General features: G+C 68.4%; 13 protein-coding genes and 1 pseudogene. 7 read left to right on the forward strand and 7 right to left on the reverse strand.

The window, feature by feature from the left end:
• Positions 1 to 108: 108 nt before the first annotated feature.
• Positions 109 to 1593, reverse strand: coding sequence for an APC family permease (locus tag CDN38_RS07515; protein WP_075512695.1), 1485 nt, complete (start codon positions 1591 to 1593; stop codon positions 109 to 111).
• 69 nt (positions 1594 to 1662) lie between these two features.
• Here CDN38_RS07515 and CDN38_RS07520 point away from each other — a divergent pair, with 69 nt between their 5' ends.
• Entirely contained in the window at positions 1663 to 3033 is a 1371-nt protein-coding gene (locus CDN38_RS07520) for an FAD-dependent oxidoreductase (RefSeq protein ID WP_075512708.1), read from the forward strand.
• Positions 3034 to 3049: 16 nt separating this feature from the next.
• Positions 3050 to 4458, forward strand: a pseudogene (locus CDN38_RS07525) (FAD-dependent oxidoreductase); the annotation flags it as partial.
• Here CDN38_RS07525 and manA read toward each other — a convergent pair.
• The 4 genes from manA to CDN38_RS07545 all read right to left on the reverse strand — a co-directional run bounded on the left by manA (position 4449) and on the right by CDN38_RS07545 (position 8774).
• Positions 4449 to 5675 (reverse strand): mannose-6-phosphate isomerase, class I, encoded by a 1227-nt coding sequence (manA, locus tag CDN38_RS07530; protein ID WP_075512693.1) that lies wholly within the window; start codon positions 5673 to 5675, stop codon positions 4449 to 4451. The pseudogene CDN38_RS07525 and the gene manA sit on opposite strands and share 10 nt — an antisense overlap.
• A 7-nt stretch (positions 5676 to 5682) precedes the next feature.
• Positions 5683 to 6771 (reverse strand): TobH protein, encoded by a 1089-nt coding sequence (locus tag CDN38_RS07535; RefSeq protein WP_099318876.1) that lies wholly within the window; start codon positions 6769 to 6771, stop codon positions 5683 to 5685.
• A complete protein-coding gene (locus tag CDN38_RS07540) occupies positions 6768 to 8162 on the reverse strand; it encodes a phosphomannomutase/phosphoglucomutase (protein WP_075512691.1) in 1395 nt (464 codons plus the stop codon). The genes CDN38_RS07535 and CDN38_RS07540 overlap by 4 nt, the downstream gene beginning before the upstream one ends.
• A 129-nt stretch (positions 8163 to 8291) precedes the next feature.
• Entirely contained in the window at positions 8292 to 8774 is a 483-nt protein-coding gene (locus tag CDN38_RS07545; protein WP_201258300.1) for a DUF3499 domain-containing protein, read from the reverse strand.
• Between the two features lie 155 nt (positions 8775 to 8929).
• Here CDN38_RS07545 and CDN38_RS07550 point away from each other — a divergent pair, with 155 nt between their 5' ends.
• The gene (locus tag CDN38_RS07550) at positions 8930 to 9373 is read left to right on the forward strand and encodes a metallopeptidase family protein (protein WP_075512707.1); all 444 of its coding nucleotides are present in this window, start codon (positions 8930 to 8932) and stop codon (positions 9371 to 9373) included.
• Positions 9374 to 9407: 34 nt separating this feature from the next.
• On the opposite strand, the gene CDN38_RS07555 is transcribed toward CDN38_RS07550, so the two are convergent.
• Positions 9408 to 9755: a WhiB family transcriptional regulator gene (locus CDN38_RS07555; protein ID WP_075512706.1), complete on the reverse strand. Its 348-nt coding sequence runs from the start codon at positions 9753 to 9755 to the stop codon at positions 9408 to 9410.
• A gap of 375 nt (positions 9756 to 10130) precedes the next feature.
• On the opposite strand from CDN38_RS07555, the gene cofD reads away from it, so the two are divergent.
• From cofD to CDN38_RS07580, 4 genes are read left to right on the forward strand one after another with little or no spacing between them, the layout of a single operon-like run.
• Complete coding sequence (gene cofD, locus CDN38_RS07565) at positions 10131 to 11120, forward strand: 2-phospho-L-lactate transferase (RefSeq protein WP_099318877.1); 990 nt, start codon at positions 10131 to 10133, stop codon at positions 11118 to 11120.
• The gene (locus tag CDN38_RS07570) at positions 11117 to 12457 is read left to right on the forward strand and encodes a coenzyme F420-0:L-glutamate ligase (RefSeq protein ID WP_075512688.1); all 1341 of its coding nucleotides are present in this window, start codon (positions 11117 to 11119) and stop codon (positions 12455 to 12457) included. The genes cofD and CDN38_RS07570 overlap by 4 nt, the downstream gene beginning before the upstream one ends.
• Entirely contained in the window at positions 12454 to 14031 is a 1578-nt protein-coding gene (locus CDN38_RS07575) for an Eco57I restriction-modification methylase domain-containing protein (RefSeq protein ID WP_075512687.1), read from the forward strand. Before CDN38_RS07570 ends, CDN38_RS07575 begins: the two co-directional genes overlap by 4 nt.
• The gene (locus CDN38_RS07580; protein ID WP_075512705.1) at positions 14028 to 14582 is read left to right on the forward strand and encodes an NUDIX hydrolase; all 555 of its coding nucleotides are present in this window, start codon (positions 14028 to 14030) and stop codon (positions 14580 to 14582) included. Before CDN38_RS07575 ends, CDN38_RS07580 begins: the two co-directional genes overlap by 4 nt.
• A 237-nt stretch (positions 14583 to 14819) precedes the next feature.
• On the opposite strand, the gene CDN38_RS29340 is transcribed toward CDN38_RS07580, so the two are convergent.
• Positions 14820 to 15156: hypothetical protein (locus tag CDN38_RS29340; protein WP_180276299.1), on the reverse strand; the 337-nt coding region annotated here is incomplete at its 5' end.

The raw sequence follows: 15156 nt of genomic DNA on the forward strand, positions 1-15156 counted from the left end.
AAACCTCCTTGTGAGTCACCACCACGCTTGAGGTTGGACAATACCGCCTTCTGCGTCTGCTGTCTAGACATCAGATATAGATCTGTACAGTATGTTGCCAAAGGTGCCTTACGCGTCTTGAACCGCGTTGGCCACCTCCCGGTTTCCATGCACCGAATGCCGGTGCCCGTAGCCCACGTAGATCGCGGTGCCCAACACCAGCCAGACGCCGAACCGGATCCAGGTCAGCGCGGTCAGGTTCAGCATCAACCACAGACACGCGCACAGTGAGGCGATCGGAAGCCACGGCACCCAGGGCGCCCGAAACCCGCGCTCCAGGTCGGGCCGCTTCCTGCGCAGGATGATCACCCCGCCGGACACCAAGACGAAGGCGAACAAGGTGCCGACGTTGACCATCTCTTCCAGCTTGGTGATGGGAAAGACCGACGCCGTCGCGGCCACCACCACCGCGACCAGCACGGTGATCCGCACCGGCGTGCCGCGCGACCCGGTCTTGGCCAGCTGCCGTGGCAACAGCCCGTCGCGCGCCATCGCGAACAGGACCCGGCACTGCCCGAGCATCAGCACCATCACCACGGTGGTCAGCCCGGCGAGCGCCCCGACGGAGATGATGCCGCTGGCCCAGTACACCCCGTTGGCCTTGAAGGCGGTGGCCAGGTTCGCCTGGCCGCTGCCCGGCACGGTCCGCAGCTGTCGGTAGGACACCATGCCGGACAGCACCACCGACACCGCGACGTAGAGCAGCGTGACGATGCCCAGCGACGCCAGAATGCCCCGCGGGACGTCGCGTTGCGGATGCTTGGTCTCCTCGGCCATCGTGGCCACGATGTCGAAGCCGATGAACGCGAAGAACACGATCGACGCCCCGGCCAGGACGCCATACCAGCCGTAGTGACTGCCGTGGGCTCCGGTCAGCAGCGACAGCACCGACTGGTCGGCACCCTTGCCCTGATGTTCGGGTTCGGGTTCGGGAATGAAGGGCGAGTAATTGGCGGCCTTGATGTAGAACGCGCCGACTATCACGACGAAGACGACCACCGACACCTTGATGGCGGTGACCACGGCAGAAAACCTCGATGACAACTTGGTGCCCAGCGCGACCAGCGTCGCCACCACCGCGACGATCAGCAACGCACCCCAGTCGAAGTCGACCGATCCGAAATGGATTGTGCCACCGGCGAATCCGAACACCGTGCCCAGATAGCTGGACCAGCCCTTGGCGACGACGGCCGCGCCGACCGCCAACTCCAGGACCAGGTTCCAGCCGATCACCCATGCCAGGAACTCGCCGAAAGTCGCATAGGAGAAGGTGTATGCGCTGCCGGCCACCGGCAGCGTCGAGGCGAATTCGGCATAGCACAGGGCCGCCAGCGCGCAGGTGCCCGCCGCGATGAGAAACGACACCCAGATGGCCGGGCCGGTGATGTCGCCGGCAGTCGAGGCGGTAACGGTGAAGATACCGGCCCCGATCACCACCGAAACACCGAAGACCACCAGGTCTGTCCAGGTGAGGTCCTTACGCAGCCGAGTCTCCGGCTCGTCGGTGTCAGCGATCGATTGCTCTACCGACTTCGTGCGCCATCGACCGGCCATGTTCGCCCCTTCTGGTAGCCAGCTGTGACCGCACAGTACTTGGGTACGCTGCCGGGGGTGAGGGTGAGCTTGCGAGACGGCACCGCACACCCCGGGGAACACGCAGTCGTCATCGGCGCCAGCATCGCCGGGTTGTGCGCAGCGCGGGCGCTCTCTGATTTCTATGCCACAGTGACCATCTTCGAACGCGACGACCTGCCGAACACCCCCGCATATCGCGGCGCGGTCCCCCAGGACCGGCATCTGCACCTGCTGATGGCCCGCGGCGCGGTGGAGTTCGAGGCGCTGTTCCCCGGTCTGTTGGCGGAGCTGGTGGCAGCCGGCGTGCCGATGCTGGACAACCGCCCGGACTGTATCTACCTCGGCGCGGTGGGCCACGTCTTGGGCACCGGGCGGCAACTGCGAAAGCAGTTCACCGCCTATCTGCCGAGCCGGCCGCGCCTGGAGTGGCAGCTGCGACGACGGGTGCTGGCCCTCGGCAACGTCGAGATCCGGCAGCGCACCGTCAGCCAGCCGCGGCTCGACGGCGCACGCGACCGGGTAACCGGTGTGCTGCTGCAGACCGGCGCCGGTAATCCGGAGTTCGTCGCGGCCGATCTCGTCGTCGATGCGGCCGGCCGCGGCAGTCGGCTGCCGGTGTGGTTGGCGCAGTGGGGATATCAGCGCCCCATCGAGGACACCGTCGACGTCGGCATCGGCTATGCCAGCCACCGGCTCACCATCCCGGACGGGCTTATCCGGGAGAAGATCGTGGTCACCGGTGTCGGCCCGGGGCAATCGCTGGGCCTGGGGATGTTGTGCTACGAGGACGGCAGCTGGATCTTGACGACGTTCGGGGTGGCCAAGGCCAAACCGCCCGCGACGTTCGACGAGATGCGTGAGCTCGGCTATCGGCTGCTGCCGAGCCGTTTCGCCGATGCGCTGGCCCGGGCCGAACCCGTCGGCGCCCCGGCGTTCCACGCGTTTCCGGTCAGCAGATGGCGCCGCTACGACAAGCTGAGTCGCTTCCCGTCCGGGATCATCCCGTTCGGGGATGCCGTCGCCAGCTTCAATCCCACCTTCGGGCAGGGCATGACGATGGCGAGCCTGCAGGCCGGCCGACTACGCCAGGCACTGCAATCCGCCCCCGGCGAGCCGGCCGTCGAATTCAACCGGGCCGCCGCCAAGATCACCCGACCGGTGTGGACGATGAACGCGATCGCCGACCGCTGCTTCCAACACGCCGACGGGCCGATGCCGCGCTGGTACCGGCCGGTCGGCGCGCTCTACGACCAGTTCCTCGGCGCTGCTGAAACCAATCCTGTTCTGGCCGAATGGTTTTTGCGGCGAATCTCGCTGCTCGACAGCCTATACACGGTGCCCTCGGCGCCGATTATCGGCCGCGCCGTGGGGCACAACATGCGGCTATGGCTGCGCGAGCGCCGGTCGCCCCGGCAGTAGCGGGTACGCTGCGGGAATGCGGGGGAGCTTGGCGAGCACGGCGGATACCAGAGACCATGCGGTCGTCATCGGGGCCAGCATCGCGGGACTGTGCGCGGCGCGGGTGCTCTCGGATTTCTTCGGCCAGGTGACGATTTTCGAGCGCGACGAGCTGCCGGACACACCGGCCAACCGCGCCACGGTTCCCCAAGACCGGCACCTGCACATGCTGATGGCCCGTGGCGCAGACGAATTCGACGGCCTCTTCCCGGGCCTGTTGAAAGACATGGTCGCCGCCGGTGTGCCCATGCTGGAGAACCGCCCGGACTGCATCTACTTCGGGGCCGCGGGCCATGTCCTGGGTACCGGACACACGCTGCGCAAAGAGTTCACCGCCTACGTGCCCAGCCGGCCGCATCTGGAATGGCAGCTGCGCCGGCGGGTCCTCGACATCGACAACGTCGAGATCGCGCGGCGGCTGGTGGCCGAGCCCCGGTTCGAGCCCGCCCGGCAACGGGTGACCGGGGTGCTGCTGGCTCCCAGCGACGACGGTGATCTCGAGTTCCGGGCCGCCGATCTCGTCGTCGACGCGGCGGGGCGGGGCACCCGGCTACCAGTGTGGTTGACGCAGTGGGGATTTCAGCGCCCGGACGAGGAAACCGTGGACATCGGCATCAACTATGCCAGCCAGCAGTTCCGCATCCCCGACGGCTTGCTGGCAGAGAAGGTGGTAGTCGCCGGCGCCTCACATGACCAGTCGCTGGGCCTGGGCATGCTGTGCTACGAGGACCGCACCTGGGTGATCACCACCTTCGGCGTCGCCCATGCCAAGCCGCCGTCGACCTTCCCTGAGATGCGCGCACTCGCCGACCGGCTGCTACCGGCCCGATTCAGCGCCGCGCTGGCCCGGGCCGAACCCGTGGGCAGCCCGGTCTTGCATGCCTTTCCGGCCAGCAGGTGGCGCCGCTACGACAAGCTGGACCGGTTGCCGGCGGGCATCATCCCGTTCGGTGACGCCGTGGCCAGCTTCAACCCCACCTTCGGGCAAGGCATGACGATGACGTCGCTGCAGGCGGGCAATCTGCGCCGGGCGCTGGAAGCCACCGATAAGAACCTGGCCGCCGAATTCGCCCGGCTGACCAGGAAGACGACCTATCCGGTGTGGATGATGAACGCCATCGGCGACATCACCTTCCACCACGGCGTCACCGGGCCGGTCCCGTGGTGGTGGCGGCCATCGGGTGCATTGTTCGACCAATTCCTCGGCGCCGCCGAAACGAATCCCGTTCTGGCCGAATGGTTTTTGCGCCGGTTCTCGTTGCTCGACAGCCTGTACATGATTCCGCCGCCGCGGATCGTCGGCCGGGCCATCGCCCACAACCTGCGGCTTTGGCTCGGCGAGCGCCGGCAAGCCGTCGCGGACCGGCGGCAAGCCGTCACAGCCCTACGGTAGCCCGGAACAGTTTCGTCGGCTCGTGCGCGAGCAGCCGAATCGGGGCGTCGTCCGCGGCCACCCAGGCAGCCATGCCCTGCTTGAGCGTCAACGACTTCGACTTGCCATGGACCATGGTCGAACCCTCGGTGCACAACAAGATCTGTGGACCCTCATGGCTCGAGGGTGCATCGATCTCGTGGCCCAGCTGATCTGCGTCAAGTGCCAGCAACGCGACCGCGAACTCCTCGGCCGGGGTGTCGTAAACCAGCTCCAGCCCGTCGCGCCGGATCGGCGGCCGCAGTTGCGACTCCGCGGTCGGGGTGAAGTCCAGCACCCGCAGCAGCTCCGGCACATCGACGTGCTTGGGCGTCAATCCACCGCGTAATACGTTGTCGGAGTTGGCCATTACCTCGAGCGCGAAACCACGCAGATAGGTGTGCAAGTTGCCGGCCGGCAGAAATATCGCCTCACCCGGCGACAGGCTGATCCGGTTGAGCAACAACGCCGCGAGCACCCCGGCGTCGCCGGGATAACGCTCGCCCAGTTCCAGGACCGTCTTGACTTCCGCGGCGAATTCCGTCGCGCCGGAGCTGACGTAGTGAATGGCGCCCTCCAGCACGGCGGGCACCAGCACGTCGATGTCGGGCTGGGGCGCGGTGATCCAGGTGGTGAACAGCGCGCGCAGGCCGTCGGCGTCGGACTGGTCGCTGAGCAAGTCGATGAACGGGTCGAGGTCGGACACCGCCAGCGCTTGCAGCAGCTCGCGGGTGCGGGCGGCCTGACGGAATCCGGCCAGCGCCTCGAAAGGCTGCAACGCCACCAGCAACTCGGGCTTGTGACTGGTGTCGCGGTAGTTGCGCACCGGCGACGTCACCGGAATGCCCAGCCGTTCTTCCCGTAGATAACCCTCGAGTGCCTGCTCGGCGCTGGGGTGGGCCTGCAGCGACAACGGCTCGTCGGCGGCCAGGACCTTCACCAGGAACGGCAGCACATCGCCGAACCGGGCGCGCGATCCGTGACCGAGCTGTCCCTCCGGATCGGTGCTCAGCGCTTCCAGCAGCGAGGTTTGGCCATTGTCGGCGTCCAGCCAGGCGGGGTCACCCGGGTGCGCACCGAACCAGAGTTCGGCTTCGGGGTGGGCGGCCGGCACCGGCCGCCCGGTGAACTCGGCGATAGCGGTACGCGATCCCCAGGCGTATGTCCGTAACGCTCCGCGTAGCAATTCCACCTTGTATCTATCCCCGCGCGAGTCGCAAATACACCGCGGCCATCTCCAGCCGAACGGCCAATATTGCCAGTTGCTGTTCGGGACGTTGAGCGTCGGCCGGCATGAGCAGGCCATCCGACCCGGCCACGCCGGGGTCCTGCGTCGCGTCCTCGGCGGTGACCAGGTAGATGTCGTCGAGCCCGGCGATCCGGGCACCGACCACTGTCCGCTCCCCGGCCAGCGTCAGCGCCAGCACCCGCATCTGCTCGGGCAGCGGGCCGTCGATCTGTTCGTCGTGGAACAGGGCATCCCCCGAATGACCGGCAGCGCCGGCCCGCAACGCCACCACCGCGTCGGCCAGCCAGGCGGCGGCGGCCACCTGGTGGGCGATCCGCAGCAGCACCGAGCTGCCGTGCCGGGCCAGGGCCAGGGTGGCGGCGTTGTCACCGGTCAGCGCGACCCGGCGTCCCGATACGCGCGCGGCAAGCGTCTTGGCCGGGTTGGTGAACACCTCGCGGGCGGCACTGTTGTGCAGCGCCTCGGCATCGAGCTCGTCGGCCAGCGACGCCAGGTCGATCTGCAGCCTGGGGTCCACGGTGCTCAGCGCGGCCAGGCCCGCGGCCAGGTAGCGGCACAACCCGAACTCGTCGGGAACCCGTAGTCGTGGTTCCAGCACCGCGACTCGGCCGGCCGTGGAGTCGCGCAGCGGACCCGCATAGGGCGTCACCACGACGACCCGCGCGCCGCGGCGCACGCCGGTCGCGGCCGCTGCGACCAGTGCCGGATCACCGGGGTCGTCGCCGGCGACAACGAGCACGTCAAGCGGACCCACCCAGGGCGGCGCCTCCCTGGCGAGTGCGATCGGCTCGGCGGCCGCAGCGGCCAGCGTCGAGACCAGCATCGCCCCGGCCGTCTCGGCGGGACCCCGCCCGGCCACCCAGATCACCGTGCGCGGCCGGTCGCCGCCACGCAGCAAGTCCAGTTCGCCTTCGTCGTGTGCCGCGGCAATGGCGCGCACCTGCGCACCGGCGGTCGACGCGGCGCGCAACAGGCCGTCGCGGTCGGCGGCGATCAGGCCGTCGGCGTCTTCGAGATCGACCGACTGGACGGCGCTCACGGTCCCGCCTCCGCCGGCAGCTGGGCCGCGATTTCGCCACTGACCTGCTGCACCACCGCATCGACTTCCTCGGCGGTGCGGGCCTCCACGTTGAGCCGCAGCAACGGCTCGGTGTTGGAGCTGCGCAGGTTGAACCAGCTGTCGTCGCCCAGATCCACCGTTACCCCGTCCAGGTGGTCGATGGACTGGACCCGGTTGCCGAACGACTTCAGTACCGCCTCCACGCACGCCTCGGCGTCGGCCACGTGGAAGTTGATCTCGCCGGACGATTCATAGCGCTGGTAGTCGGCGGTCAGCTCGGACAACGGCCGGGTCTGCTCGCCGAGAGCGGCCAGCACGTACAGTGCGGCCAGCATCCCCGAATCGGCGCCCCAGAAGTCGCGGAAGTAGTAGTGGGCCGAGTGTTCGCCGCCGAAGATCGCGCCGGTGTCGGCCATCAGCGCCTTGATATAGGAGTGTCCGACTCGCGAGCGCAGCGGTGTGCCGCCGCGCTCGACGACCAGTTCGGGCACCGCGCGCGAGGTGATCACGTTGTGGATCACGGTGGCGCCGATTTCCCGGCCGAGCTCGCGCGCTGCCACCAGACTGGTCACCGTCGACGGCGACACGGGGTGGCCGGTCTCGTCGACCACGAAGCAGCGGTCGGCGTCTCCGTCGAAGGCCAGGCCGATATCGGCACCGGTGTCGCGCACATAGGCCTGCAAGTCCACCAGGTTGGCCGGGTCGAGCGGGTTGGCCTCATGATTGGGAAACGAGCCATCGAGCTCGAAGTACAAGGGCAGCAAGGTAATCGAGCCGATCGGGCCGAGCACGGCCGGCGCGGTGTGGCCGGCCATCCCGTTGCCGGCGTCCACGGCCACCCGCAGCGGACGCAGGTCGGTGGTGTTGACCAGCGATCGCAGGAATTTCCCGTAGTCGTCCAGGACATCCTGGTCGGTGCGCGTTCCGGCTGGTCCGTCGTAGGCGGGCACGCCATTGATGAAATCGTCCCGGATGGCGATGAGTCCGGTGTCCGCGCCCACCGGTTTGGCACCGGCCCGGCACAGCTTGATGCCGTTGTATGCGGCGGGGTTGTGGCTGGCGGTGAACATCGCGCCGGGGCAGTCCAGCAGTCCCGAGGCGAAATAGAGCTGATCGGTCGACGCCAAACCGATGCGCACCACGTCGAGGCCCTGTCCGGTCACCCCGTCGGCGAACGCGGCGGCCAGCGACGGCGAGCTGTCGCGCATATCGTGGCCGATCACCACCTGCCGCGCGCCCTCGGCGTGCATCAACCGGGCGAAGGCCGCGCCGATATCGGCGCTCAGCGACTCGTTGATCTCTTCGCCGACCAACCCGCGCACGTCATAAGCCTTGATAACACGATTGATAACCGCGGCGGGCCAAGACATGGCGGGGCTCCTGACGACTTGGGTTTCTTCGTCCCTTGGCCGCCAGCCTATCGGCCCGACGAAGTCGCCGACGGCATCGGTCTGGACCGGAGCCGAACCGTTAGCGGGAATCGGCCGGGCTCGTCGGGGCTAGTCGGGGGGATCAGGCAACACCCGCAGGTGTCCACGGCGACGTCCATTGCGATGTTCGGGCGGCGCGAACACGCCGCCACTCGGGGCCTTAGCATGAACACCGGCATGAACACCGGCCTGAACACCGGCGTGGTGTACCACGGGATCGGGGAAGCCGTTGTGTGGCGAGCCGTTTCTGCCGGGATGGGCCACCGAATAGGCACCGGCAGCGATGGGGCCGCCCTCGCGCACCGCGTCGGCCAGCGCAACCAGATCGTCCTCATCGGGATTGGTGGGTAGCGGCCCGGCATGGCGCACTAGTTCCCACCCGCGCGGCGCGGTGATGCGGCCGGCGTGGCTGACGCACAGATCCCAGGAGTGCGGTTCACGTGCGGTAGCGAGCGGACCCACGACCGCCGTCGAGTCCGAGTAGACGAACGTCAACGTCGCCACTGCATAGTGCGGACACCCGGGCCGGCAGCAGCGACGGGGTACGTTCACGACCGAAAGGCTATCGTGCGGAAACGCCGCCGAAGCGGCGGACACGCGCATCCGTTCCGGGCGCGATGTGCAACCGTTACCATCGGCGCGTGAGCGATTCCCGCGGCTACCCACGCAGCGGCCGGCCGGGTGACAGATCCGCGGCGGCGCGCCGGGTGCGGCGCCGGGGGGGCGAGTGGCGTGGCCCGCTGCTGCCGCCGACGGTGCCGGGGTGGCGCAGCCGGTCCGAGCGGTTCGACATGGCGGTGCTGGAAGCCTACGAACCCATCGAGCGCCGCTGGCAGGACCGGGTGTCCGAATTGGACGTCGCGGTCGACGAGATCCCGCGCATATCAGCCAAGGATCCCGAGAGCGTGCAGTGGCCGCCCGAAGTCATCGCCGACGGGCCGATCCCGCTTGCCCGGCTGATACCGGCTGGAGTCGATGTCCGCGGCAATGCCACACGAGCACGAATTGTCTTGTTCCGCAAGCCAATTGAACGACGGGCAAGAGACACCCTGGAGCTTGGCGAGTTGTTGCACGAAATTTTGGTGGCCCAGGTGGCCAGCTATCTGGACGTCGAGCCGTCGATCGTCGACCCGACGATCGACGACGAGTGAGCAGCGGGCTGCCCAGATCCCGATCAGATCCCGATCAGATGATGCCGCGTTTGAGGCGACGACGCTCGCGCTCGGACAGGCCACCCCAGATGCCGAAACGCTCGTCGTGGGCCAGCGCGTATTCCAGGCACTCGTGGCGCACCTCGCAGCCAAGGCAGATCTTCTTTGCCTCGCGGGTCGAGCCGCCCTTCTCCGGAAAGAACGCCTCGGGATCCGTTTGGGCACAAAGGGCGCGGTCCTGCCACTGGTCGGCGGGCGGCTCGACGGGAGCCGGCACCGGCTGGGGCTCGAACGCGTCGGGAACCAAACTCAAGTGCGGTCGGGCAATCTCCAACGATGGCACTGTCGCGGAGCGGGCAGCGGTGTGCGGTGCGCCTGCCATCACACCCCTAAGGTGCTCATAGGACATGCCGCCGCCTCCTCACCTAATAGATCGTGAAATGGTTTGCCACTGTTTTGATGTGCAGTTAACCCAATTCGAACTAGTGATCGAATCTCGGTCTGCCACACCGAAACCGGCCGGCCAACCGGGAAATGACACTGATGTGATTAGACACGCATTGGGCAGCCGGGTCAAGCATTCCCGCGCATTTCCATACCATCTCGTGATCAAATTTCCGCGATTCTGTTTCGGTTCGATGTACGGCGTGTCTAGTGCACTTCGTCACAATGCGCGTCAGGGGCCCGTCAGGGGCTGGCGTGAAAGCGCGGCAACCCCGCCCTGATCCCCCGTCCCCGGCGGGTACTGTCCTGCGGTGTGAAGGTCACCGTTCTCGTGGGGGGAGTCGGCGGCGCCCGGTTTCTGTTGGGGGTCCAGCAGTTGCTCGGCCTGGGACAGTTTGCCATACCGGGACACGACGCATGTCACGAATTGACCGCGGTGGTCAACATCGGTGACGATGCCTGGATCCACGGGCTGCGGGTCTGCCCCGACCTGGACACCTGCATGTACACCCTGGGCGGCGGTGTCGATCCGCAGCGCGGCTGGGGTCATCGCGACGAAACCTGGCACGCCAAAGAGGAACTCGCGCGCTACGGCGTGCAGCCGGACTGGTTCCAGCTCGGCGACCGGGATCTGGCCACGCACCTGGTGCGCACTCAGATGCTGCGGGCCGGCTACCCACTGTCGCAAATCACCGCGGCGCTGTGTGACCGCTGGCAACCGGGGGCGACGTTGCTCCCGGTCAGCGATGACCGTTGCGAGACCCACGTGGTGATCACCGACCCGGAGGCCCAATCCCAGCGTGCCATCCACTTCCAGGAGTGGTGGGTGCGCTATCGCGCCCAGGTGCCGACCCACAGCTTCGCCTTCATCGGTGCCGAAACAGCTAGTGCCACAACAGATGTGGTGGCCGCCATCGCCGGGGCCGACGTCGTCATGCTGGCTCCGTCCAACCCGGTGGTCAGCATCGGCGCCATCCTGGCGGTCCCCGGCATCCGTGCCGCGCTGCGGGCCACCCCCGCGCCGATCGTCGGCTACTCGCCGATCATCGGCGGAAAACCGTTGCGCGGCATGGCCGATGCGTGCCTCTCGGTGATCGGGGTGGATTCCACCGCGGCGGCGGTGGGCCGGCACTACGGCGCGCGCACCACCACCGGCATACTCGACTGCTGGCTGGTGGCCGAGGGCGATCAGGCCGACATCGACGGCGTGCTGGTGCGATCGATACCGCTGTTGATGAGCGACCCGAAGGCAACCGCGGAGATGGTGAGCGCCGGGCTGGAGCTTGCGGGCGTGGCGGCGTGAGCGAGCACGGCACCGGATCGCCCATCGAAATCCTGCCTGTCACCGGGCTTCCCGAATTCCGCCCCGGCGATGACCTGAGCGCGGCGATCGCGGCCGCGGCGCCCTGGCTGTGCGACGGCGACGTCGTGGTGGTCACCAGCAAGGTGGTGTCCAAGTCCGAGGGCCGGCTGGTGCCGGCGCCGGAGTCCGAGGAGGAGCGAGATCGGCTGCGTCGCAAGCTAATCGACAACGAGGCGATACGGGTACTGGCCCACAAGGGCAAGACCTTGATCACCGAGAACCGACTCGGGCTGGTCCAGGCCGCCGCCGGGGTGGACGGATCCAACGTCAACAGGAACGAATTGGCGCTGCTGCCCGTCGATCCTGACGCCAGTGCCGCGGCGCTGCGCGCCCGGCTGCGCGACCGCCTCGGTGTCACCGTGGCGGTGGTGGTCACCGACACCATGGGCCGCGCCTGGCGCTGCGGCCAGATCGACGCCGCGGTCGGCGCCGCCGGTCTGGCGGTGCTGCATAACTATGCGGGCGCCCTCGACCGGCACGGCAACGAATTGGTCGTCACCGAGATCGCGGTCGCCGACGAGATCGCCGCCGCCGCCGATCTCGTCAAGGGCAAGTTGACGGCGCTGCCGGTGGCCGTGGTTCGCGGGCTGCCGGTGCGCGACGACGGTTCCACGGCGCGGCGCTTGGTGCGGCCGGGCGCCGAGGACCTGTTCTGGCTCGGCACCACCGAAGCCATCGAGCTGGGGCGCCGACAGGCCCAGCTGTTGCGCAGGTCGGTTCGCCGGTTCAGCGCCGAGCCGGTGCCGCCGCAGCTCGTCGAGTCCGCGGTCGCCGAGGCGCTTACCGCGCCGGCCCCGCACCACACCCGGCCGGTGCGCTTCGTATGGTTGCAGACACCGGCGGTGCGCACCCGGCTGCTCGACCGGATGAAAGACAAGTGGCGCTCCGATCTGGCCGGCGACGGCAAGCCGGCCGACGCCGTCGAACGCCGCGTTGCCCGCGGCCAAATACTCTACGACGCACCTGAAGTCGTCATCCCGATGCTGGTGCCGGAGGGTGCCCACGCCTACCCCGACGCGGCCCGCGGCCACGCCGAGCACACCATGTTCACCGTCGCGGTGGGAGCCGCGGTGCAAGCCCTGCTGGTCGCCCTGGCGGTGCGTGGGCTGGGCAGTTGCTGGATCGGCTCGACGATCTTCGCCGCCGATCTGGTGCGTGCCGAATTGCAGTTGCCTACCGACTGGGAGCCGTTGGGCGCCATCGCGATCGGCTACCCGCAAGAGCCGCCGGGGGTGCGCGACCCGGCACCCGCCGGGGACCTGTTGGTCCGCAAATGACAACGTTCGCGGGCAAAGCCGCCGCGTCCGCCGACAAGGTTCGCGGCGGCTATTACACGCCGCCCGCGGTGGCCCGGTTCCTGGCCCGCTGGGTCTGCGAGGCCGGCCCACGGATCCTGGAGCCCTCCTGCGGCGACGGCCGGATTCTGCGCGAACTGGCCGCCCTGACGTGCCGGGCCCACGGCGTGGAAATCGTTGCGCGGGAAGCGAAGAAGTCGCGAGAATTCGCTGCCGTCGACATCGACAACTTTTTCAGCTGGCTGCATACGACCCGACCCGGCAGCTGGGATGGCATCGCCGGCAACCCGCCCTATATCCGCTTCGGCAACTGGGCACCCGACCAGCGGGCACCGGCGCTGGAGCTGATGCGAAGCGCGGGCCTGCGCCCGACGAGGCTGACCAATGCCTGGGTCCCGTTCGTCGTGGCCAGCACCGCCCTGGTGCGCGACGGCGGACGCGTGGGCCTGGTGGTTCCGGCGGAATTGTTGCAGGTCGGGTACGCGGCGCAGCTGCGGGAATTTCTGCTGAGCGGTTATCGCGAAATCACGCTGGTGACCTTCGAGCGATTGGTATTCGACGCGATCCTGCAAGAAGTCGTGTTGTTCTGCGGAGTGGTCGGTGCGGGCCCGGCGCGGATCCGCACGGTCAACCTCGCCGATGCCTGCGGGCTCGAACGCGCGAACCTCACCGGCGAGACCGCTCCGGCACTCCTTCACGAAAAAGAAAAGTGGACCACGTATTTCCTCGAGCCGGGTCAGATCGAGCTGTTACGCGGGCTCCGCCGGTCCGGGACCTTGGTCAGGCTCGGCGAACTGGCCGAGGTGGATGTGGGCATCGTGACCGGCCGCAACAGCTTCTTCACCTTCACCGACGCTGAGGCCGCAGCCCTGGGGCTGCGGCCCCATTGCGTTCCGCTGGTCTCGCGCAGTGCCCAACTCAGCGGTCTGGTCTACGACGACGATTGCCGGGCAAGCGATGTCGCCGCCGGCCACCGAACCTGGCTGCTGGACGCCCCCGTTACCCGCACGGATCCCGCTTTGGCCGCACACCTTGCCGCCGGCGAGGCCGCCGGGGTTCACCTGGGCTATAAGTGCTCGATCCGCAAACCGTGGTGGCGCACGCCATCGCTGTGGATTCCGGACCTTTTCATGCTGCGCCAAATCCACTGCGCGCCGCGCCTGACGGTCAATGCGGCTGCGGCGACGAGCACCGACACCGTGCATCGGGTGCGGGTGCACCCCACCGTCGATCCGGCAAGGCTCGCCGCCGTCTTCCACAACAGCGCGACGTTCGCGTTCGCCGAGATCATGGGCCGCAGTTATGGCGGTGGCGTCCTAGAGCTCGAGCCGGGTGAGGCCGAGCTGTTGCCGGTCCCGCCGCCGGCGTACGCGAGCGCCGAACTTGCCCGCGACGTCGATCTATTGCTGAAGGCAAACGAGATGGACAAGGCCCTCGAGATCGTGGATCGGCGGGTGCTGATCGAGCGGCTCGGTCTGTCGCGCGACCTCGTCGCCAGCTGCCGGGCGGCGTGGTCCACCCTTCGCGGTCGCCGACGCAACCGGGGGTCGCGTTGAGTATCCGGGATTCGGTGATCGCCACTCTCACCGATTGGCAGGCTCCCGATCCGGGTCAGGACTCGCTGCGGCATGCCGTGCTGGCGTTCGTGCATGCCCGCGCCGACGCGTGCCGGCGCGACTGCGAAGCCGGCCACATCACCGCCTCGACGCTGGTGCTGGACGACAGCGGCACTCAGGTGCTGCTGTGTTTGCATCGCCGCTTCGGCCGTTGGGTGCAGCTGGGCGGCCACTGCGAGGACGACGACCGCGACGTCGTCGCCGCGGCGCTGCGGGAGGCGACCGAGGAATCCGGGATCGCCGGTTTGCGACTGGCACCCGGACTCGTCGCCGTGCACGTGCATCCGGTCACCTGTTCGTTGGGAGTGCCGACGCGTCATCTGGATCTGCAGTTCGTGGCGCATGCGCCGGCCGGGGCGCAGATCGCGATCAGCGAGGAGTCCGAGGACCTGCGGTGGTGGCCGGCCGAGAAGTTACCGCCCGGAGCCGACCACGCGCTGGCGTACCTGGTGACTCAAGCGACCCAAGCGACGCGCCGAGCGGCACGCTAAAGCTAAAGCGTGTCGAACAACTGGCTGCGTCGAGTCTTGTGAGTAGTGGGGCGATGTGGCTGAGGTAGACGCAGGATGGTGGACCAGGTAGGTGTAAAGCGGATCCTCGCGGGGCGATCAGCACCGCCAACGCGCCGTGTCGGCTCCGGCCCGGCCGGCCGGCCGGTGGGCGGTCACCCACCCGTGTCGCCACCGACGGGCCAGGGCCATCCGGCAAGCAATCCGTGGGCCTGACGGCTACGCCAACCCGTTCATCCCGGGCAGACCGAATAGCAGCCCCGGGCAACCGCCAGTGCCGGCGTTGCCCGTGACCCCACCGGGCCCGGCGTTGCCGCCGTTACCACCGTCGCCGATCAGCACGGACTTGCCGCCGACCCCGCCGTCACCGCCGGTCGTTGTGCCCCGGCCACCCGCGCCGCCGGCACCGCCGTTGCCGAACAGCGGGCCGGCGATGCCGCCAGTCCCGCCGGCGCCGCCGTTGCCAGACAGGCTGTCTCCGCCGGTCCCGCCGATCCCGCCGTTGCCGAGCAGCCCCGCGTTGCCGCCAGTCCCGCCGGCCCCGCCGGCCCCGCCG

The sequence above is a fragment of the Mycobacterium ostraviense genome (genome assembly GCF_002705925.1).
Classification (GTDB): domain Bacteria; phylum Actinomycetota; class Actinomycetes; order Mycobacteriales; family Mycobacteriaceae; genus Mycobacterium; species Mycobacterium ostraviense.